General features: G+C 61.1%; 21 protein-coding genes and 2 pseudogenes. 12 read left to right on the top strand and 11 right to left on the bottom strand.

Annotation, left to right across the window (positions count from 1 at the left end; translation table 11 throughout):
- Positions 1 to 14 precede the first annotated feature (14 nt).
- Positions 15 to 1,223 carry a 5-(carboxyamino)imidazole ribonucleotide synthase gene (locus MHK00_RS04630; protein ID WP_285439602.1) on the bottom strand — a complete coding sequence of 403 codons (1,209 nt, stop codon included), beginning with the start codon at positions 1,221 to 1,223 and terminating at the stop codon, positions 15 to 17.
- Between MHK00_RS04630 and budA the strand changes: the two genes are divergently transcribed.
- Positions 1,209 to 1,940: an acetolactate decarboxylase gene (gene budA, locus MHK00_RS04625; protein WP_250410689.1), complete on the top strand. Its 732-nt coding sequence runs from the start codon at positions 1,209 to 1,211 to the stop codon at positions 1,938 to 1,940. The two genes, MHK00_RS04630 and budA, sit on opposite strands and share 15 nt — an antisense overlap.
- Here budA and MHK00_RS04620 read toward each other — a convergent pair.
- Both MHK00_RS04620 and MHK00_RS04615 read right to left on the bottom strand, forming a co-directional pair.
- A complete protein-coding gene (locus tag MHK00_RS04620) occupies positions 1,918 to 2,358 on the bottom strand; it encodes a hypothetical protein (RefSeq protein WP_179387465.1) in 441 nt (146 codons plus the stop codon). The two genes, budA and MHK00_RS04620, sit on opposite strands and share 23 nt — an antisense overlap.
- Before the next feature lie 37 nt (positions 2,359 to 2,395).
- Positions 2,396 to 3,235: a biotin--[acetyl-CoA-carboxylase] ligase gene (locus MHK00_RS04615; RefSeq protein WP_250410687.1), complete on the bottom strand. Its 840-nt coding sequence runs from the start codon at positions 3,233 to 3,235 to the stop codon at positions 2,396 to 2,398.
- A 44-nt stretch (positions 3,236 to 3,279) separates the two neighbouring features.
- Here MHK00_RS04615 and MHK00_RS04610 point away from each other — a divergent pair, with 44 nt between their 5' ends.
- A complete protein-coding gene (locus MHK00_RS04610) occupies positions 3,280 to 4,272 on the top strand; it encodes an ABC transporter ATP-binding protein (protein WP_250410685.1) in 993 nt (330 codons plus the stop codon).
- A gap of 5 nt (positions 4,273 to 4,277) precedes the next feature.
- Here the strand turns inward: MHK00_RS04610 and MHK00_RS12005 are convergent.
- The 4 genes and pseudogenes from MHK00_RS12005 to MHK00_RS04595 form a co-directional block, all read right to left on the bottom strand.
- Positions 4,278 to 4,364, bottom strand: a pseudogene (locus tag MHK00_RS12005) (hypothetical protein); the annotation flags it as partial.
- A gap of 260 nt (positions 4,365 to 4,624) precedes the next feature.
- Positions 4,625 to 4,744 (bottom strand): annotated as a pseudogene (locus MHK00_RS12000) (IS481 family transposase); the annotation flags it as partial.
- Positions 4,744 to 5,988 (bottom strand): MFS transporter, encoded by a 1,245-nt coding sequence (locus tag MHK00_RS04600; RefSeq protein WP_250410684.1) that lies wholly within the window; start codon positions 5,986 to 5,988, stop codon positions 4,744 to 4,746. The gene MHK00_RS04600 and the pseudogene MHK00_RS12000, both read right to left, overlap by 1 nt.
- A complete protein-coding gene (locus MHK00_RS04595; protein WP_366512259.1) occupies positions 5,985 to 7,637 on the bottom strand; it encodes an ATP-binding cassette domain-containing protein in 1,653 nt (550 codons plus the stop codon). Before MHK00_RS04595 ends, MHK00_RS04600 begins: the two co-directional genes overlap by 4 nt.
- A gap of 400 nt (positions 7,638 to 8,037) precedes the next feature.
- Between MHK00_RS04595 and MHK00_RS04590 the strand changes: the two genes are divergently transcribed.
- The 5 genes from MHK00_RS04590 to MHK00_RS04570 all read left to right on the top strand — a co-directional run bounded on the left by MHK00_RS04590 (position 8,038) and on the right by MHK00_RS04570 (position 12,908).
- Entirely contained in the window at positions 8,038 to 9,288 is a 1,251-nt protein-coding gene (locus MHK00_RS04590; protein ID WP_250410680.1) for an ABC transporter substrate-binding protein, read from the top strand.
- A 122-nt stretch (positions 9,289 to 9,410) separates the two neighbouring features.
- Positions 9,411 to 10,415, top strand: coding sequence for a carbohydrate ABC transporter permease (locus MHK00_RS04585; protein WP_436232068.1), 1,005 nt, complete (start codon positions 9,411 to 9,413; stop codon positions 10,413 to 10,415).
- On the top strand, positions 10,415 to 11,236 hold the full coding sequence (locus MHK00_RS04580) for a carbohydrate ABC transporter permease (protein ID WP_250410678.1): 822 nt from the start codon (positions 10,415 to 10,417) through the stop codon (positions 11,234 to 11,236). The genes MHK00_RS04585 and MHK00_RS04580 overlap by 1 nt, the downstream gene beginning before the upstream one ends.
- Positions 11,236 to 11,421 (top strand): hypothetical protein, encoded by a 186-nt coding sequence (locus tag MHK00_RS04575; protein ID WP_005326716.1) that lies wholly within the window; start codon positions 11,236 to 11,238, stop codon positions 11,419 to 11,421. The genes MHK00_RS04580 and MHK00_RS04575 overlap by 1 nt, the downstream gene beginning before the upstream one ends.
- Entirely contained in the window at positions 11,418 to 12,908 is a 1,491-nt protein-coding gene (locus tag MHK00_RS04570; RefSeq protein ID WP_005326719.1) for an alpha-amylase family protein, read from the top strand. The genes MHK00_RS04575 and MHK00_RS04570 overlap by 4 nt, the downstream gene beginning before the upstream one ends.
- Positions 12,909 to 13,020: 112 nt before the next feature.
- On the opposite strand, the gene MHK00_RS04565 is transcribed toward MHK00_RS04570, so the two are convergent.
- From MHK00_RS04565 to MHK00_RS04555, 3 genes are read right to left on the bottom strand one after another with little or no spacing between them, the layout of a single operon-like run.
- Complete coding sequence (locus tag MHK00_RS04565; RefSeq protein ID WP_005326721.1) at positions 13,021 to 13,599, bottom strand: hypothetical protein; 579 nt, start codon at positions 13,597 to 13,599, stop codon at positions 13,021 to 13,023.
- 2 nt (positions 13,600 to 13,601) lie between these two features.
- A complete protein-coding gene (locus MHK00_RS04560) occupies positions 13,602 to 14,174 on the bottom strand; it encodes a hypothetical protein (RefSeq protein WP_005322542.1) in 573 nt (190 codons plus the stop codon).
- A gap of 32 nt (positions 14,175 to 14,206) precedes the next feature.
- The gene (locus MHK00_RS04555; RefSeq protein WP_005326723.1) at positions 14,207 to 15,475 is read right to left on the bottom strand and encodes a hypothetical protein; all 1,269 of its coding nucleotides are present in this window, start codon (positions 15,473 to 15,475) and stop codon (positions 14,207 to 14,209) included.
- A 349-nt stretch (positions 15,476 to 15,824) separates the two neighbouring features.
- On the opposite strand from MHK00_RS04555, the gene MHK00_RS04550 reads away from it, so the two are divergent.
- The 5 genes from MHK00_RS04550 to MHK00_RS04530 are packed head-to-tail and all read left to right on the top strand — an operon-like array spanning position 15,825 to position 19,294.
- Positions 15,825 to 17,285: an acyl-CoA carboxylase subunit beta gene (locus MHK00_RS04550; RefSeq protein WP_250410677.1), complete on the top strand. Its 1,461-nt coding sequence runs from the start codon at positions 15,825 to 15,827 to the stop codon at positions 17,283 to 17,285.
- An 8-nt stretch (positions 17,286 to 17,293) separates the two neighbouring features.
- Positions 17,294 to 17,503: an acyl-CoA carboxylase subunit epsilon gene (locus MHK00_RS04545; protein WP_198492599.1), complete on the top strand. Its 210-nt coding sequence runs from the start codon at positions 17,294 to 17,296 to the stop codon at positions 17,501 to 17,503.
- Positions 17,503 to 18,090, top strand: a complete 588-nt coding sequence (locus tag MHK00_RS04540; RefSeq protein ID WP_250410675.1) for a Maf family protein — start codon at positions 17,503 to 17,505, stop codon at positions 18,088 to 18,090. The genes MHK00_RS04545 and MHK00_RS04540 overlap by 1 nt, the downstream gene beginning before the upstream one ends.
- Before the next feature lie 31 nt (positions 18,091 to 18,121).
- Complete coding sequence (locus MHK00_RS04535; protein WP_250410673.1) at positions 18,122 to 18,538, top strand: DUF3151 domain-containing protein; 417 nt, start codon at positions 18,122 to 18,124, stop codon at positions 18,536 to 18,538.
- Positions 18,539 to 18,553: 15 nt separating this feature from the next.
- Positions 18,554 to 19,294 carry a hypothetical protein gene (locus tag MHK00_RS04530; RefSeq protein WP_250410671.1) on the top strand — a complete coding sequence of 247 codons (741 nt, stop codon included), beginning with the start codon at positions 18,554 to 18,556 and terminating at the stop codon, positions 19,292 to 19,294.
- 91 nt (positions 19,295 to 19,385) lie between these two features.
- Here MHK00_RS04530 and MHK00_RS04525 read toward each other — a convergent pair.
- Positions 19,386 to 19,472: IS3 family transposase (locus MHK00_RS04525; protein WP_239230518.1), on the bottom strand; the 87-nt coding region annotated here is incomplete at its 5' end.

Here is a 19,472-nt window from a genome sequence, read left to right as displayed (position 1 = left end):
CTACAGGAAGGAATTTAAGCCCATTCGGCGTGCACGAGGAAGTGCGCGGCCTGGCGGGCGATGGTCAGGGTCTCGTCGGTATCTTCACCGGTGACGTTGACGTGGCCAATCTTGCGGCCTGGGCGGTGGTCCTTGCCGTAAAGGTGAATCTTGGCCTGCGGGTAGCGCTGCATGACCTCGCGGACGCGCTCCGGCATAGGCATGGCGGGATCTTCGTCAGCGCCCAAAACATTGGCCATCACGGTGACGGGTGCGAGCGCGTCGACTGCGCCCAAGGGGAGGTCGAGCACGGCGCGCAGGTGCTGCTCAAATTGGGAGGTCACGCAGCCGTCCTGGGTCCAGTGGCCGGTGTTATGCGGGCGCATGGCCAGTTCGTTGACGGAGATATCCTCGCCTTCGGGGCCGTCGAAAGCAAAGAGTTCGACGGCCAGCACGCCGGTCACGCCGAGGGACTCGGCGATGGACAGGCCCAGCTCGGACGCGCGCTGGGAAAGTTCCGGTGTAAGGCCGGGTGCGGGTGCGATGGCCTCGGCACAAATGCCGTTTTCCTGTCGGGACTGGGTAATCGGCCACACCTTGGCCTCGCCGGAAGGACGGCGGGCGACCAAGATGGAAAGCTCGCGGGTAAGTTCCACCTTTTCCTCTGCCATCAGCGGGGTTCCGGCCTCGAGCAGCTCGGAGACCAGCTCAAAGCAATTATCGGCGGTGGGGAACCATACGCCCTTGCCGTCATAACCACCGCGGCGGGCCTTGAGGCATACGCGGCCATCGACGGCGTCGAAAAAGGCGCGGGCATCGGCCACCGAGTCGATGGCGGCAAAGCGCGGCACGGGAGCGCCCAGCGCGGCGAGCTTTTCGCGCATCTTGAGCTTATCTTGCGCATAAATGAGGGCGGTGGGCTGGGGCTGGACGTTAAATCCGGCGTCGATAAGCGCGGCGGAGTGCTCGTTGGGCACATGCTCATGCTCGAAGGTAATGGCATCCGCGCCCTCTGCCACACCGCGCAGCTCCTCCAAGGAGGTGTAATCCCCCAGCACCACGTCCGGGGTGACCTGCGCGGCGGAGGAATCCGGCTTGCTGGCCAGAATCCGCAGGTGAATATCGAGTTCCGCGGCGGCCGGCTGCATCATGCGAGCCAGCTGACCGTCGCCACAAACAGTTACAATAGGCTTTAAGTCACTCACGCCCCCAATACTAGCCTGGATACTATGTTCACTCGTCATACCATCTTCCAAAATTCCCTCATGACCGCTTTGCTGGACGGCATTTATGACGGTGAAATGACCATTTCGGAACTGCTAGGTAAAGGCAATTTTGGCCTCGGCACCTTTGATGGCCTCGACGGAGAGATGATCATTTTGGATGGCACCTGCTACCAGCTGCGCGGCGATGGCTCCGCGCAGATTGCAGACCTAGACCAGCGCACCCCTTACGCGGTGGCCACGAACTTTGTCCCGCGCATTACTGCCGACGCCCCCGCGGGCCTGCGCCGCGATCAGCTCTCCGCGTTCATCGATAAACTCGAGCCTTCCACTAACTACATGTACGCGGTGCGCATCGTGGGCACGTTCAAGGAGGTGACCACCCGCACGGTGGTCAAGCAAGAAAAGCCCTACCCGCCAATGTCAGAAGCCGTGGGCGGCGATAAGGAGCTGCATTTTAAGGACGTCGAGGGCGTCATCGGCGGCTTCCGCACCCCCGTTTATGAAAAGGGAATCTCGGTACCGGGCTGCCACGTGCACTTTATCGACGCCGCCCGCACCTCCGGTGGCCACGTGCTGGACTACGTAGTGGATGAGGCAACGGTTGAGCTCTGCCCCGCCTCCGACCTAGAACTGCGCCTGCCGCTGACGCAAGAATTCAGCCGGGCCAACCTCTCTCCCGAGGATCTGGATAGCCAGCTGCACACCACGGAGGTTAAAACCAAGGGCGATCGTTAATAATCTCAGCCACGCGCTTGGGCCTGGCCACGTTGGGAAAATACATGGCTCGGTCCCAGCCGTGAATCGCTAGGGATACCCCGCCCCGGCGCTTGCGGGCGCCGCGGATATCCTGCAGCGGAATCGAATCAATATTACGGCCCTCGCGCGCGATGACGCGCCTATTAGTCACGATGAAGCGCTTCCGGCGGGCCTTATAAAGAGGAATGAGAAAGCGCCAGATTCCCAGCAGCGCCCATACCGCGACGAGGCCATTGCGCAGCATCGGGTCTACTGCTTGGACATCGCACCAGCCGATAGCAATCCACAGCAGGCCGGTGATGAGGATGAGCTCGAGGAAGGGGAAAATCAGCGCGCGAAACGGCGCGGAGACATCCGCGCGCTTGACCTCACCTTGGCCCATCTTCATTAGTCCCATAGCTATGGATGCTACCTCGCGTGTCTACTGTGGTGATTTACTGCTGTGGGCGCAGGTGCGTGACATCACCTGCGGAATAGTACTCGCCGGCGACCATGATGCGGCCGTCTTCGCCGATTTCATCAACGTGCCCGGTGACATCGCCGGACGGGGTCTCTAAGCGTACCTCCTGGCCGAGCGAGGAGCAGACCGCACGGTAGTCACGAAGAAGCTGCGGATCTTGGTTCTCCCACTGCACGATGCGACGGCGCAGGTTCTTCAGCACGGTAATGGCCAGCTCGGTGCGGTCCGTATCGCGGCCCTCGAGTGCGAGCGAGGTGGCCTTTTCAATCGGTAGTTCCTCACGAGTCAGGGTGACATTGATGCCCATGCCCACGACGACGCGCGCGGATGGCGCCGCGCCACCTACGGCCTTATTGACCTCTGCTTTGTTGACTTCGGCCTTGCCTACCTCCACCTTGGTGAGCTCGGTCTTTGGCTCGGCCTTGAAGGCTTGGCCCACGGGACCGGCCTCAGCAAGGATGCCGCACAGTTTATTACCGTCGATGTGCACGTCGTTTGGCCATTTGAGCACGGTGCCCTCAATCGAATCGGTCACTGCAAGGCCCGCGGCCAGCGGCAAGGTGCCCAAGTGCTCGAGGGATTCTGGCAGCAAGAGCACGGAGAGGATGACCTGGGAGCCGGCCGGTGCGGTCCAAGTGCGGCCGAGGCGGCCCTTGCCGGAAAGTTGCTCGTCGGCAAGCAGCACAGTGCCATTCGCAACGTTGGTGGCCTGCATCAAATCGGTATTGGTGGAGCCGGTCTTTTCCACGAAATCGATGGTGGTGAAATCGTCCGCCAGCGCGGTGCGAATGCGTTCCAAATCAAGTGCAGTCATAAGCCTTAAGAATACCGACCACCAATGGTGCTAGTGTGTTGCGCATGGCAAAGGTCACTTTTGAAAAGGTCAACATCACCTACCCCGGTGCGAGCGCTCCCACGGTTAAGGACTTGGATCTCGATATCGCGGACGGCGAGTTTTTGGTCCTCGTTGGCCCCTCGGGCTGCGGCAAGTCCACGACGCTACGCGCGCTAGCGGGCCTTGAGCCGACGTCGAGCGGCCGCATCACCATCGATGGCAAGGACGTCACAAACCTGGAACCAGGCGATCGCGATATCGCCATGGTCTTCCAGAACTATGCCCTCTACCCGCACCTGACAGTTGAAGAGAATATGGGCTTTGCTTTGAAGCTGGCGAAGTTGCCCAAGGCCGAAATCAAGGCCAAGGTGCATGAGGCGGCGGAAACGCTCGGCCTGACCGAGTATCTCAAGCGCAAGCCCAAGGATCTGTCCGGCGGCCAGCGCCAGCGGGTGGCTATGGGCCGCGCCATTGTGCGCGAGCCGAAGGCATTCCTCATGGATGAGCCGCTCTCCAACTTGGATGCCAAGCTGCGCGTGCAGACCCGTGCAGAGCTGGCCAGCCTGCAGCAGCGCCTGGGCACGACGACGGTTTACGTCACCCACGACCAGGTTGAGGCTATGACCATGGGTGACCGCGTGGCGGTGCTCAAAGACGGCGAGCTGCAGCAAGTTGCCCCGCCACGCGAGCTTTATGATGCCCCCGCAAACGAATTCGTCGCCGGCTTCATTGGCTCGCCGGCCATGAATATCTTTGACTACAACGGTGGGCGCGTAGGTGTGCGCCCAGAAAAGATGTTTATCAACAAGGGCCCAGTGGGTTTCCAAGGCGTGGTGGACATTGTGGAAGAGCTGGGCGCCGAGTCCTATGTCTACGTCACCGTGGGCGAAAACCGCTTTGTCGCTCGCGCCGAGGGCACCCCACCACAGCGCGGCGAAGAGGTCGTGCTGACATTCAACCCGCGCGAAGCGCACCGCTTTGACCCGGAAACGGGCCGTCGCATCGCCCAGGACTAGCTGAACTAACCGGAGCCGTAAGTCAAACGTGAAAACGGCGGCTGGTCTCCACACGCAGTGTGGGGACGATGCCGGTTGTAGTAATGCAGCCAGGCGTCGAGCTCACCGCGGCGTTCGGCTTCGGAAGTATACCGGTGGGCGTTGAATCACTCGCCAACCCCACCAGGACCGCGGTGGCGGTGATTGCGGTTTCGCCATCGTGAATCTCGGCGTAGACGAGGCAGAAGTAGTCGTCGATGACGGCGTGGACGTAGACCGTGCCTATCCACGGGTCGTAGGGCTTGCTCCGGGGTGGTCATGCTCGTAGCGCGGCGGACGCGAGTCAGCCGGTTGAAATGGCAGGACGAGAGGATACGGTCGGCCATGAGACCTGGAAGCGGGCAGCGACCTCGCTAATCGGCCATCCGTCGTCGACGAGGAGTTGGGCGACCTCCGAGCGGTGGCGAGGTGTGAGGATGGCGTTGGCATGCATTAATCCTCTCCTGCCTCGACAAGCGTCTTCTGCGGCATCTTGAGTTGTCCCAGGGCTGCGAGGAGTGCTCCCGTGGCCAGTGGCACTAGGCCGGCGGCGATAAACAGAGTTCTGATGTCGATGTGGCGGCTGAGGAGTCCGGTGAGAGCGATGGACAGAGGCATGAAGGCGATGGATATAAAGAAGTCGAGGCTGGCGACCCGGCCGAGCATCTCCAAGGGGACGTGTTCTTGGAGTACTGCTCCCCAGATGACCATTCCGATCCCGATCAGCGCCCCGTAGAACGCGAGGCCTGCGCCGATGGCCCACGAATTGCTGGTGAGCGCCGGGATGGACAGGGGCAGGCATCCGATCACCCAGGCACCGACCATGGCCGGCAGGAAGCGTTCCGGTGTGCGCCACGACCCAGCTAGCAGAGAACCCACCACCCCGCCCGCGCCGAGGGCAGCCAGGACGGTGCCGTAGAGTGCAGGTCCGTTGTCATGCGATGAGCGCATGAGGGCAGGTAGGAGGACTTCGAGTGGTCCAGTCACTACCAGTCCCATTACGGCCGCGAACAGGACACTGGAGCGGACCCAACGTGTGCGGGAAACGTAGCGGAAGCCGTCGAGCAGGTCGGTGATCAGTGAGTCTTCCGCACCGTCGGCCTCGGACTCGGCGCGGGTGGGGGCGGGAAGCTGCAGAGCCGCAAGCAGGGCAAGTCCGAGTGCTGCTGCGATGAGGTATCCGCCAGCGGCGGGCATGCTGGCACCGATGACCGCTCCGACGGCGGCGGGCGCAATTGCCTGTCCGACCAACGGGCGGGCGGCGCCTTCGAGGCCGTTGACGGCCATTAAGCCGTCACCGTCCAACAGGACTGGCACCAGCGCCGTGTAGGCGGGGAAGAAGAAGGCGGTTGAAGTGCCAATAATGAACGCGGAAACCGCGAGCATCCAGAAGGTAACAATGTCGAGGATTGCTGCCGTGGACGTCGCGGTCGCGATAGCGAGGTTCAGGGTGAGCACGCCCACGATGACGGACTTATTGGGGATCCGGTCTGCAATTACGCCAGCTGGGAGGGATCCTGCAAGCAGGCCAATGCCGCTCCAGACTACGACACCCGACAGGGTGGCTGGCGTGGCGCCCAGGTCGAGGGTCTGCATGGCAAGGTAGAGGGCCCAGGCACCCTGGGCGAAGATGGTCAGCACCATCGCTGCGAACAGCTGACGGTACGTGGGAATGGTCAAGGGGTGAAGCGGGTTCATGGCATGTCCTTCAGGTCAAGGTTCAGGTGGGGCCAGTCGGCCAGGTCGTGGAGCATCTGCCGGTCATGCGTGGCAACGATCACCGCGCAGGAGGTCTGCAGCAGCTCGGTGGTGATGTCATCAACGAGGATCGAGGACAGATGATTGGTGGGCTCGTCCAGGAGCAGCAGGTCTGGATCCTGGGCCAGACACATGGCCAGGTGGAGACGGCGTTGCTGTCCTTGCGACAAGCGCCCCACCGGCGTGCCGGTTGCGGAGGCTTCGAGCAGCCCGAGCGAGCCGAGGGACGGCGCCTGAGCTCGACGGCCTAGCTTCGCCAGGTACGCCTCATAGACCTCGTGTGCGGGGCTGGAGCGATCCCAGTCGGGGACCTCTTGGGACAGCAGAGCGATGCGCGCTCTCGGATTAACTCGCACATGTCCCGTGGTGGGGGCCAGCCGCCCTGCGAGAAGTGCCAACAGGGTGGATTTTCCCGCGCCGTTCGGTCCGGTGACCACCAACCGGTCACCGCCGTTCACGTCGACCGAAACCGAAGCGTCCAATCGGTCCTTCACAGTAACCTGGGTGGCGTTCATGATGCTCTGTCCGGCACGGGTTGCCGAGGCGGGCCACGCAAGACGCAGTGGCGGCGCCGGGACGCCGATTTCATGACTTTTCAGGTCTTCGATACGTCGGTTGAAGGCTTGGACCACTCCAGCAGCGCGTGTGGCGCGTTGGTGCTTGCCTGTGCCCTTTTCAGGTCTCCATCCACCCTGGGACAGGCGGGAGCGCGCCTCGGCTGCAGCGCGTGTCAGTTCCTCGTGTCGGGCAACCTGGGCGGCGTGATCCTGTTCCCACTTGAGGCGTTCTCGTCGGCGGCCTTCAATCCAGCCTTTGTAGCCGCCCGAGTAGGTTCGCGGGACACCATCTCGGGTCGGGTCGAGATCCAGGAAGGTCGTCGCCACATCATGCAGCAGCGCGCGGTCGTGACTGACCAGAGCCAGGCCACCAGGGTGGTCACGCAGTTGCTCGGTTAGAAAAGACAGTCCTTCAGCATCCAGGTGGTTGGTGGGCTCATCCAACAGGAGCAGGTCGGGGGTCGATCCAAGTGCGACGGCGAGCCGGACCCGGTAACGTTGTCCGACCGACAAGGTCGACAGGATGCGAGCGCGGTCGCTGCAGGCGTCGAGGCCTGCCAGTGCGATGTCCACCCGCCTTTCTGCGTCCCAGGCATCCAGTAGCGTGGCGGTCTCGAGCGCTGCGGAATAGGCATCGGCCGCGTCGTCACCCGCAGCGAGTGCAGCGCTCGCCACGTCAAGGGCCTCGAGCGCAGACCGGGAGGGAGCAGTCGCTTCGGCGATGAGGTCGCCTACGGTGCGGTTGCCCTCGGTAGACATGTCCTGCTTAACCAAGACGCGGGAACCCATTTGGGTCACTATTCCCGAGTCAGGGGTCAGGATCCCGGCCAAAATGTGAAGCAAGGTGGTCTTGCCACGGCCGTTGTCGCCGACGATCGCCAGACGTGAGCCGGCGGAGACGGTGACGTCCAGCCCGTTCAGGAGGTGCCTGTCCCCCAAGGTGATGTGTATTGATTCAGCGCGGATGTGTGCGGCGGGCCCTTGGGGCGTTCCACTCCACACACATGACCGCAAGGTTGGTGTGTTTGGCATTGCATACTCTCAGCTCGTCATGGAGCCGGGCAGCACAAGATGGCCGCCCGGCAGATGGCCAGGACGGCAGACGAAAGATCAGAAGGGGTCCCGCCGCCGTCAGCGGGCGGAACGCAGCTTCATGAAAGCGATGCCTGAGTACATGCGGCAGAGTCTACCCAGCGGGACGGATCTCGGCAAACCAATTAACATCTAAGGTCAATACAACTAGCACCCACGATTCCCCACGGAGGAGACTTATCCGCAAAGGCAGCTAGACCGTCGTAAAACAGGTACACGGCCGAGCCAGCAGCATCCCCCTTACTACCCCCATTTAGAGTTAAATAGGCCAAAATTATCCACCTTTTGGTTTCCGTATTTTAGGTTTAAAGAACCGAAAGTTTTCCGAAAGGTGAATTCCATGAAGAGATTCCTGCTTCGCACCACCGTTGCAACTACCGCAGTTCTGGCCTTGGCCGGCTGCTCTTCTTCCTCCTCCGATTCTGCTACGGGTGGTTCCTCCGAGGGCGGCGCGGATGCACACGGCCCCATCACTTTTGCCATGGGCAAAAATGACACGGACAAGGTGACCCCCATCATCGAAAAGTGGAATGAGCAGCACCCAGACGAGAAGGTCACGCTCAAGGAACTGGCCGGCGAGGCCGACGCCCAGCGCGAGACCCTCGTACAGTCCCTACAGGCGGGCAGCGATGACTACGACGTCATGGCGCTCGACGTAGTGTGGACCGCGGAGTTCGCTGCCAACCAGTGGCTCCAGCCGCTCAATGGTGACTTTGAAACCAATACGGATGATCTTTTGCCGGCGACCGTGGAGTCTGCCACCTATAACGACGTGCTCTACGCACTGCCACAAAACACCAACGGACAGCTGCTTTTCCGCAATACCGAGCTCGCGGATAAGACACCGGAGAAGTTCGCGGATCTTAAGTCCGCATGTAAGGCCTTGGACAAGGGCAAGGACTGCCTGACCACCCAGCTCAAGCAGTACGAGGGTCTGGCACTCAACACCGCCGACTTTATGGAAGGCTGGGGTGGTTCTGTGCTGGATAAGGACGGCAACGTCACCGTGGACTCCAAGGAGGCCAAGGACGGCCTTCAGGCCATGGTGGATGCCTACAAGGAGGAGACCATTTCCAAGGACTCCACCGCCGCTACCGAGGAAGAAACCAATATGGCCTTTACTGAGGGCAAGACCGCCTTCGCCATGAACTGGCCATATATGTACTCCAACGCGGTGGATGCCGGCATCGACGTCGAGGTTCAGGCCCCGCTGGGCAAGGACGGCGTAGGCGTGTCCACGCTGGGTGGCTATAACAACGGCATCAATATCAACTCCAAGAATAAGGGCACCGCGCTCGACTTCATGAAGTTCATCATCAACGAGGACAACCAGAAGTCCTTCGCGGAGCAGTCCTTCCCGCCGGTCTTGGCTTCCATTTACGATGACCCGCAGCTGCAGCAGGAATTCCCGTACCTGCCAGCACTCAAGGAATCTCTGGAGAACGCGGCACCGCGCCCGGTTTCCCCGTTCTACTCGGCGATTTCCAAGACCATCCAAGACAATGCCTACGCTGCATTGACGGATGGCAAGTCGGTGGATGATGCCACCGCCGATATGAAGGCGGCCATCGAATCGGCTTCCCAGGGCTAAGCGCCCAATCCGGGTGAGGTAGGCGGACACCCCGCCGCCTCACCCTTTGTGGTTTTCACTCCCCTAATGGGGATAGAATCTAGCCAATACTTAGCATTTCTTGAACAGAAAGGCGGTCCAGCGTGGCTATAGCTTCGCCGACTGCGTCCAAGGGGGCGCCGAAGGGGGCGTCGGCAAGCGTGCCGAAGCCCCAGCACAAGAATTATGGGCGCGTGGCCGGGCTGATTGCTCCGGCGCTCATCGTGCTCGCCGTCATCATCGGCTACCCCATCATCCGCGCCATTTTCCTGTCCTTCCAAGGCAATAGGCACCTCAACCCGCAAACGGGGCTTTTTGAGGAAGGCGGCTTTGCCGGGCTGGAAAATTACCTGTACTGGATTAATAACCGGTGCGTTTCCGGCACTGGTCAGATTTCTACCTGCCCGCCGGGCGTTATCGCCACGGACTTTTGGCCGGCGGTAAAGATTACGCTCTTTTTCACCATCGTTACCGTGCTGCTGGAGACCATCCTGGGCATGCTGATGGCGCTGATTATGAATGGTGAGTACCGCGGCCGCGGCCTGGTGCGCGCTGCGGTGCTTATCCCCTGGGCTATTCCTACGGCCGTCACGGCCAAGCTGTGGCAGTTCATGTTCGCCCCGGAGGGCATCATCAACTCGCTGCTTGGTGCGGACATTGCTTGGACCACGGACCCGTTTTACGCTCGCCTGGCTGTCATCATCGCGGACGTATGGAAGACAGCACCATTCATGGCGCTGCTCATCCTGGCCGGCCTGCAGATGATTCCCAAGGACGTTTACGATGCCGCCCGCGTGGACGGCGCCAACCGTATTCAGACCTTCTTCCGCATCACGCTCCCGCTGGTGCGCCCGGCTCTCATGGTGGCCGTACTCTTCCGTACCCTGGATGCGCTGCGCATGTATGACCTACCGGTCATCATGATTTCTAGTTCCTCCAACTCCCCCACCGCGACCATCTCCCAGCTAGTGGTAGAGGATATGCGCCAAGGCAATTTCAACTCCGCCTCCGCGCTCTCCACCCTTATCTTCCTTCTCATCTTCGTCGTCGCCTTTATCCTCATCCGCTTCCTTGGCGCGGATGTCTCCGGCAGGAAGGCAGCTAAATAATGCGTAAATTCGGACACTACGCCGGCATCATTTTCATCATGTTCTGGGGCCTAGCTCCCTTTTACTGGATGCTGGTAACGGCGCTGCGGGATCAGCGATTCACCTTCGATACCACCCCGTGGCCCACCCACGTCACGCTGGATAATTTCCGCGATGCCCTGGCTACCGATAAGGGAAATGACTTCCTAGCCGCACTTGGAAACTCGCTGCTTATCTCCCTGGTTACTACCGCTGTGGCCGTGCTCATCGGCGTCTTTACCGCCTATGCACTTTCCCGTTATGACTTCCCGGGGAAGGGAATCGTCACCGGCATTATCCTGGCCGCCTCCATGTTTCCAGCCATTGCTTTGGTCACTCCGCTCTTCCAGCTCTTTGGCACCCTGGAATGGATTGGTACTTACCGCGCGATGATCATCCCCAATATTTCCTTCGCGCTTCCGCTGACGGTTTATACGCTGCTGAGCTTCTTCCGCCAGCTGCCTTGGGAACTAGAAGAAGCAGCCCGGGTGGATGGTGCCTCGCGCTCCCAGGCTTTCCGCCTCATCCTCCTGCCTCTGGCAGCACCGGCGCTATTTACCACCGCGATCATCGCCTTTATCACCACGTGGAATGAGTTCATGCTGGCCAAGCAGCTGTCCACCACCGATACCGAGCCGGTGACCGTAGCCATTGCACGCTTTTCCGGCCCGTCCGCTTTCGAGTACCCGTATGCTGCAACCATGGCCGCCGGCGCATTGGTGACCATCCCATTGGTCATCATGGTGCTCATCTTCCAGCACCGCATCGTCGCCGGTCTCACCGCAGGTGGTGTCAAGGCCTAATGCGCCGGGCCATGCTGTGGGATACCGCCTTAGGTTTCCTCGGTTTCTTTAGCCTCCTCGCGGTTATCCAAGCTGTACTCAATCTCTTCCACGACTCCCCCGCCTTATGGCCCGGCCTCCTCGCCGGCGTCTTGTGCCTCCTTACCTACCTGACCTGGCGGGCGAAAAGAAAGGACCTTTCATGAGCTGGTACCACAATGCCGTCTTCTACCAGGCCCTCGTCGGCTCCTTCAAGGCCGATGGGGATAAGGAGGTAGGCACGCTGCGCGGGGTCATCGATAAGCTGGATTACCTGCAGTGGCTCGGCGTGGACTGCCTGTGGCTCTCGCCGTTTTATGCCAGCCCCTTGCGCGATGATGGCTACGATATCGCGGACTACTACTCCATCCATCCGGATTACGGCACGATGGAGGACTTTGAAGAGCTCATTGCGCAGCTGCACCGCCGCGGCATGCGCATTATGACGGATCTGGCGCTCAATCACACCAGCTCCGACCACCCGTGGTTCCAGGCCTCCCGCACGGCTCCCACCGGCCCCTATGGCGATTTCTATGTTTGGGGCGATGACCCAGAGCGCTACCCCGAAATCCGTGTCATTTTCACCGACGTGGAAACCTCCAATTGGACATGGGATGACCAGCGCGGCCAGTACTACTTCCACCGCTTCTACTCCCACCAGCCGGATTTGAACTACGATAACCCGGCCGTGCAGGAGGAAGTGTTCAAGATCTTGTCCTTCTGGATGGACAAGGGGTTGGACGGCCTGCGCCTTGATGCTATTGCTTACCTCTTTGAACGCGATGGTCTGGGTGGCGAGTCCCTGCCGGAGACCATCGAGTTTGTGGAGAAGATTCGCTCCTTCATGGACACCCACTACCCGGACGCGGTGCTCATCGCGGAGGCCAACCAGCCTCCGGCCGAGACCATGCAGTTCTATGGCAAGGGCGAGCGCTTCCACATGGTCTTCAACTTCCCGGTTATGCCGCGGTTGTACCAAGCATTGGCGCTTGCCGACGCCACCCCGGTCTACTCCATCCTCGACGAACTACCCGCCCTGCCGGATGGCTGCCAATGGGGTACCTTCCTGCGCAACCACGATGAGCTCACCCTGGAGATGGTGGACGATGACGTGCGCGAGCTAATGTATGAGGCTTTCCTCCCCGATGATGAAATGCGCGCCCATGTGGGCATTGCCCGCCGGCTGATGCCGCTGATGAACGGTGATCGCCGCAAGGTGGAGCTCATGTTCTCGCTGCTGATGACCCTGCCGGGCGCACCGTTTATCTACTACGGCGATGAGATTGGCATGCTCGATGACACCACGCTCCCAGACCGCTATGCGGTGCGCACCCCAATGCAGTGGGACGATTCCGAGCACTCTGGTTTCAGCACCAAAGCACCTTCCCGCCTTCCGGTTGTGGGAGGTACCTCCGTGGCCGCCCAGCTTGATGACGCCACCTCGTTGCTCAACACCGTTCGCTCCATGATTGCCGAGCGCCATGCCCATCCGGATCTCGGCACCGCTCCGTGCGAACCAGTAGAGACGGGCGAGGAAGCCGTCCTTGGCTACCAGCGCGGCGATCTGCTGTGCTTGCACAACTTCAGCGATCGCTCCATCGACTTGGGCCCAGTAGAGCTCGGGCCGTACGGCTACGCCTGGCTGCCAGCCTAAGCCTGAGCGCGCAGCTGCAGCCTCCTCTCCTACTGGCGCACTGCGCAACCCACAGAGAAAAGCGCCCTGTCGGTCCTTATGGGCCGACAGGGCGCTTAATAGTTGTGGTGGCCTAGTTCCACTCAGGCGCGTCTTCGAGGCGCAGCTCGGAGTAGCGCGCTTCTGGCACAGAAGCCGAATACGGCTTGCCCTGGGCTTCCCACTGCTGGTCGGAGTTGCAGCGCACGTCCTGACCGTCAGTGTCGAGCATGGTAAAGCCCCATACCAGCTTGCCCTGCGAGTTCGCAGGCAAGGTGTACGGGCCAACCACCTGGTTTAGCTTCCAGTGCTGCTCGCTGACGTAGTTGAAGCCATAGGTCTTGGTCAGCACCTTGGCCAGCTCGCCGGTGCCCTCAACGGATCCGGAGACCTCGATGGTCTGCGTGCGAGCCTGGGTAACAGTGTGCTTGACCGGTACTTCCTCGGCGTTGCGGTTTGCCACGCTAGTAGCGTCGGTCTGCTTGAACCAGCGGCGCTTTGCGGTGACGTAGGTGCCGTTTTCACCTGGCGTCGAGCAATGCGTGCCTGGCTTGTAGTCGTCGTTCCAGCGCTGGGGCAGCTCAAAGTCCCCACCGAAATCAGCGGCGTGGGCAACAGGAGCGGCCACCAGGCTCAGCGCCGCGAGGGCGCTAGCGATGGACGTCTTGCTCACGTTTAGCCCCAATCGTTGTTATCGCGGGTGGAGACCTCGATGTGGCGCTCCTTCGGCAGGGTGGCGGTGAAGGTGCCGCCGTTGGCCTGCCACTTGTGGTCGGAGCCGCACACGGTCTTCTGGCCCTCGAAGTCAGAGACAACCCAGCCGGCGCGCAGGACGGCGGTCTTGCCCGGAGCGATGTTGTACGGACCAACCTGCTCGCCTACCTCGTAGGACTGGCTATCGGTGTAGCTGGAGGAGAAGGTGAAGTTGATGAGGTCCATCAGCTTGAAGTCAACGCCGGCGGAAACATTCCAGGTCTTGGTTTTGGTTTCCTTGATAGAACGGGTAACGGGCAGCGGCTCATCGTTGTAGTTGGACACGGTCCAGGAACCGGCGGAGCCATCGAAGTAGGTGCGCTTGATGTCAACGGTCTGGCCGGTATCACCCGGGTTGGAGCAACGCTCACCGATGGTGGTCGGGTTGGCCGGGCCGAGGTCGCGCTGCGGCAGGGCGTTAGCGGCCGGAGCGAAGATGAGGCCGGAAGCAACGGCAAGAGCCGCGGTGGTAGAAGCAATCTTGGACTTGAACATGGAACTTTCTCCTTGTGTAGGTGTGGTGGGGTTTAGTAGATGGTTTGGGTGGAAACCGGCAGGTCACGGAAGTCGTCCGGAGTGACGTCCTCGGTGCGGGTATTGCCGGCCTTATCGGTGATCTTGGCCTCTGCCCAGAAGCCGCTCGGGGCGGAGGTCTGCTTGTAGTTAGAGGTGAGGTCGTAGTCTCCGCTCTTGCCGCAGTGAATCTCGCGGTAGTTAATGCGGGTCATGGTGGTGCCATACTCCACACGCACGCGCTCGCCTGGCTTGAGGTCGACGTGCTTGAGCTCGGTGCCGACCGGCATGTAGGCGCGCTTTACGGCACCGACGGACTCCAGCCAGCCCTTCGGAATATCGCCGCGGTTGCCCTGCCAGTTGGTGTATGGGGCGTGCTCGGCGCCAACGACGAAGTCAGTTACCGGTGCAAACTCGTAGTCACCCTTGGACCAGTTGAGGAAGTCCGTGGAGTAACCAGCCTTGCGGTAGGTCGGCTTTACAGCGGTGATGTCCAGCGGGTACCAGGAGCTATCGCCGGCTTCACACTTATCGCCTTCCTTAGGCCAGGAGGGATCGCGCTGCAGATCCGCAGAAGGCTGCATGATCTCATCCTTCTTCGGATCGGCGATCTTCTCTAGGCTCGGGCCGGATACGGAGGTGTAGTTGCCCTCGATGGGCTTGGAGTTTGCACCCGGGGAACGGGATGGAATTTCCATGGCCAGATCAGACACGGAGCCGTCCGCCTTGATGATGTAGGCAAAGGCGTAGCGCTCGGCCGGGCCCTTACCGCGGATGACGTTAGAGCCTGGGATATTTTCCAAGCGGTCATCGTTGCAGCCTACGAACATGGAGATGAAGTCCTTTTCAATCACGCCGTACTCGACGCGGAAGGACTCACCCGGCTTCAGCTTCACTGGGCCGAAGGTTTCTTTATCGCGCCAGCCGTTGGTCATCTTCAGACCGATATCGGACTTAGCGGTGGTGTCCCAACCGGAAGGCAGCTTGGCCTTGGAATTGGCTTCAATCTCGTGATTGGTACCAGTTTCTACCTCGGCGGTGTAGGGCACTTCTTGGTTGGTGGTGTTTTTAAACTGCAGGGTGCCGTCGCTCATGTAGCGGCGGCCGGTTTCTGCAAAGCGCCATTCGCGCTCTGCATTATCGCCGGCGGCACTGCAGCTCTTGTAGAGGTTGGAAATGGGATATGCCTGCGGCATCGGGGGAACATCTCCCGCGTGTGCCACTGGCGTGAAGAGAGCCGCTACGGCGAGCGGTGCGAGCAAACGCAGTCCCTTTTTAATCACCAGAAGACCGTCCTTAATAGATCGTTAAAATCAGGGGAAACATTCATGAAGACTCAGGCAATCATAAGGGCTTACGGGGCACACATCAATAGTTGAATGAAAATCTTTCTAATGCTTTTATCCACCTTGAGGTGCAATAATGGGCACTCACCTGCCCAGCACCGTTAAATGTTTACAGTGGGAACCACCCCCAGATTAGGGCCCTTTGGCCTAGTGCCACCCAAGGAATTCCCAGGTTTTATGCACCGCCCACACTGTGGTGGCATTTGCCACCCAATCATTTTCCGCACCGCGTCCCCGCAGCGTTCCATTCCGCATTGACCGGGGTGCGCTAGTAATGTGGGGGCCTATGACTGACCTGAAAACCACCGCCGGCAAGATCGAGGACCTGGACGCCAAGCTCGCCGAGTCCCGCGCGCCGCTGGGAGAAGGCGAGCCGGCCGCCCGCACCCGCGTGACGCAGCTGCTCGATGAGGGCTCCTTCGTGGAAACGGACGCGCTAGCCCGCCACCGCTCTACCGACTTCGGTCGCGAGCATGACCGCCCTTATACCGATGGCGTGGTCACCGGCTACGGCACTATCGACGGCCGCCGCGTGTGCGTCTTTAGCCAGGACGGCGAAATCTTCGATGGCACGATGGGTGAGGTTTATGCCGAAAAGCTCACCAAGATATATGACCTCGCCATCAAGACCGGCGTGCCCATCATCGGCATCTATGAATCCACCGGCCCGCGTGTACAAGAAGGCATCGTCACCATGGCCGGATACGCCCGCCTCATGGCGCGTGTCTCCCAGGCTTCGGGCCTTATCCCGCAGATTTCCGTTGTCGCGGGCAATACCAGCGGCATTGCGGCGTTCGCGCCGACGTTTGCTGATGTCCTCGTAGTCACCCAGGGCACCGCCCTCCACCAGGCCGCCAGCCACGTGGCCGGCGCGGAGCCGGAAACCTTCGGCGGTGCCGCAGCCCACGCAGAGTCTGGCACCGCTCACCTGGTGGCCAGCGACGACAAGCAGGCTTTGTCCCTGGTGCGCGACGTTCTGGCCTACTTCCCCGCCAATAACCGCGCCGAGGCGCCGCGAGTGGAAGCCGGTAGCGTCGCAGACTTTGATCTCAATAGCGTCATCCCGGATACCGCCGCGCAGGCCTATGACATGAGCGATGTCATCAAGGCTGTCGTCGATGAAGGCTCCTTCTTCGAGCTTTCTGTCGAGGCGGCACAAAACATCGTTACCGGCTTTGCCTACATCGATGGCCGCGCCGTCGGCATCGTTGCCAACCAGCCGCTGGCACTGGCCGGCGCCCTAGATTCCGCCGCCGCAGAAAAGGCCGCACGCTTCGTGCGTACCTGCGATGCCTTCAATACCCCCATTGTGGAATTCGTGGACTCCCCGGGCTTTGTGCCTACCCCGGAAGAGGAAAAGGCCGGCCTGCTGCGCAGGGCGTCGAAGTTTGCCTATGCGCAGGCTGAAGCGAGCGTCGGCAAGCTCACTGTGATCACCCGCAAGGCCATTGGCCCGGCCTACGTATTTATGGGTGCCAAGGACCTCGGCGCGGACCTGGTCTACGCATGGCCCACCGCGGAAATTGCCGTCACCCAGGCCTCCCAAGCTTCCCTGGCCATTTATGGCTCGGAGGACAAAGAAGAGGAGATGGACGAGCTCTTCTTGCACCCCTACGCCGCAGCGGAGCGCGGGCTGGCCGATAATGTCATCGAGCCAACGGCAACCCGCCACTACCTGGTAGAAGGCCTGCGCCTGCTAGAGCGCAAGGCCGTGGCCCAGGTACCGAAGAAGCACGGAACCGTTTAGGAGGGCACATGTCTGCACCTGAAATCAAGGTAGTCAAGGGCAATCCCACCGAGGATGAGCTCGCGGCTCTGCGCACCGTATTGGCGCAGATGAGCGCCAAGCACTCAGGCGCTACCGGAGAACGCAATGAATGGGGCAACCCGGCCGAGCGCTTCGAGCGCTTTGGGGCGCAGCGCGTCTACAACCCCTCCGCCTTCCATACCGTGCGGTACTTCTAATGCGACTTATCCTCGCCTCCCAATCACCCTCGCGCGCGTCTATCCTTCGCGGCGCGGGCGTGGAGCCTGTATTGGAGCCGGCCGATATAGACGAGCGCTCTCTCGAAGCCTCGCTCGCGGGCCACCCGCCGGCCGATGTCGTGGCGGCCCTCGCCACCGCCAAGGCTGAAAAGGTGGCCGAACGCTACCCCACCGAGCCTGTCATCGGCGGCGATTCCATGCTGCTGCTCGACGGCGAGCTACAAGGCAAGCCCCTTACCGAGGAAGCCACCATTGAGCGCTGGCACCAGCAAGCCGGCCGCACAGCCGAGCTGCTGACCGGCCACTGCCTTATCTTTGGCGATAAGCGCCATGTAGAAACGTCCACCACCACGGTGCACTTTGCCCACGCCAGCTTGGCCGATATCGCAGCATATGCCCACTCCGGCGAGCCTCTCCACTGCGCCGGCGCCTTCACCTTGGAAGCCATGGGTGGCTGGTTCATTGACCGCATCGAGGGCGATCCTTCCTCCGTTATCGGGCTATCGCTGCCGGTGGTGCGCCGCGCGCTCTATGCCTTTGAGCTGAACGTCTCCGATTTCTGGTAGCCGCGCGCCGGCGTCGCTACAGTGGGGTGGCATGGAAATGAAAGACATGCTTGCCCCGAAACCCATTGAGCTGCCGGCTGATCCCGGCGCAGAGTCCACCTCGGATCTCGCCGCCGGCATTGTTGCCCACCCCGATTCCCCGCTGCTGTGGGCGCTCCTAGCGGAGCAGGAGCTCAAGGAGCAGGAAGGCTCTGAGCCGTCCGCTTTCATCACCGCCTACGCTTGCGCGCGCACGGGTTACCACCGCAGCCTCGACCGCCTGCGTGGCAATGGTTGGAAGGGTTGGGGCCCTGTCCCCTTCTCCCATGAACCGAACCAGGGTGTCCTACGCGCCATCGCCGCGCTCGGCCACGCCGCCAAGGCCATCGGCGAGGACGACGAATACGACCGCATTCGCCAGATGCTTTCCGACGCCGACCCGGACTCCGTCGCCACCCTCCTCGACTAATCCTGGAGTTCCCGCATGCCTGCCGTGACACCACGCTGCCTACGCCGCTTCTCCGCCGCCGTATTGCTTGCTACTACCCTGCCGCTCGCGCTAAGCGCCTGCGGTGCTCAGGAGGATTCTTCTTCCTCCCCAGAGCCGGTCTTTTCCAGCCAAGCACCTGCCGAGGATGAATCCTCCGGCGGGGAGGATGCGGATTCCGCTGCAGCACCCTCCCCGTCCGAGTCCACCGACGGGGGCGAGGAGGAAACCACGCAGCAGCAGGATAAGGCCAAGGACAGCGAGTGCACGGAGCTGCCCAACGACCCGCGCAAGGTCTACGCCTCTGGCACGGCTCCCGGGCGCATGCCCGCCGATGATGGCAGTGATTTCAATTACTGGATCGCCGATATTGAGAACTCCTATGACCCGTGCGCCACGATTAGCTGGATCATCTTCCGCGGCTCAATGGGTGACTTGAACGGTCCGGCGGGCACCGGCGCTTCGATTGCTGATGGCATAGCCTTCTACGTCAATGGCGCTCCGGCCAAAGACATGTCCATCTTCCACAAGGTAGAGAGCATCACCCCGGTCTCAGACAACGAGGTCGATTTCACGTGGGGAGAGCGCAGCCGCACCACCGCAGAGGGCATTACCGCCCACCACACCGTGCGCCTGCGGGCACAGGGCGATTCCCTTGAACCGGTGTCTGGTGAAGTCGAGGAATTCAACAAAATGTGGGTTGACCTTCCCAGCTACCAGCTGGGCACCTACGACTAACTTTTAGGCCGGCATTTAATCGCCCGGGCCTGCAATACAATGCGCCCCAGCGGAATTTGAACTGGCCCCCGAAAGTTGGACTGGTTTAATTCTAGGCGGTTAGGGCTTCAAGGGTCTGATTTCGATATTGCATCGGGGTCAGGCCCTTGAGTCGTTGTTGGATGCGTTCGGTGTTGTA

The sequence above is a fragment of the Corynebacterium tuberculostearicum genome (genome assembly GCF_022347385.1).
Classification (GTDB): domain Bacteria; phylum Actinomycetota; class Actinomycetes; order Mycobacteriales; family Mycobacteriaceae; genus Corynebacterium; species Corynebacterium tuberculostearicum_M.
The sequence above is the reverse complement of the archived record's forward strand: the minus strand, read 5'-3'. Positions and strand labels throughout refer to the sequence as shown.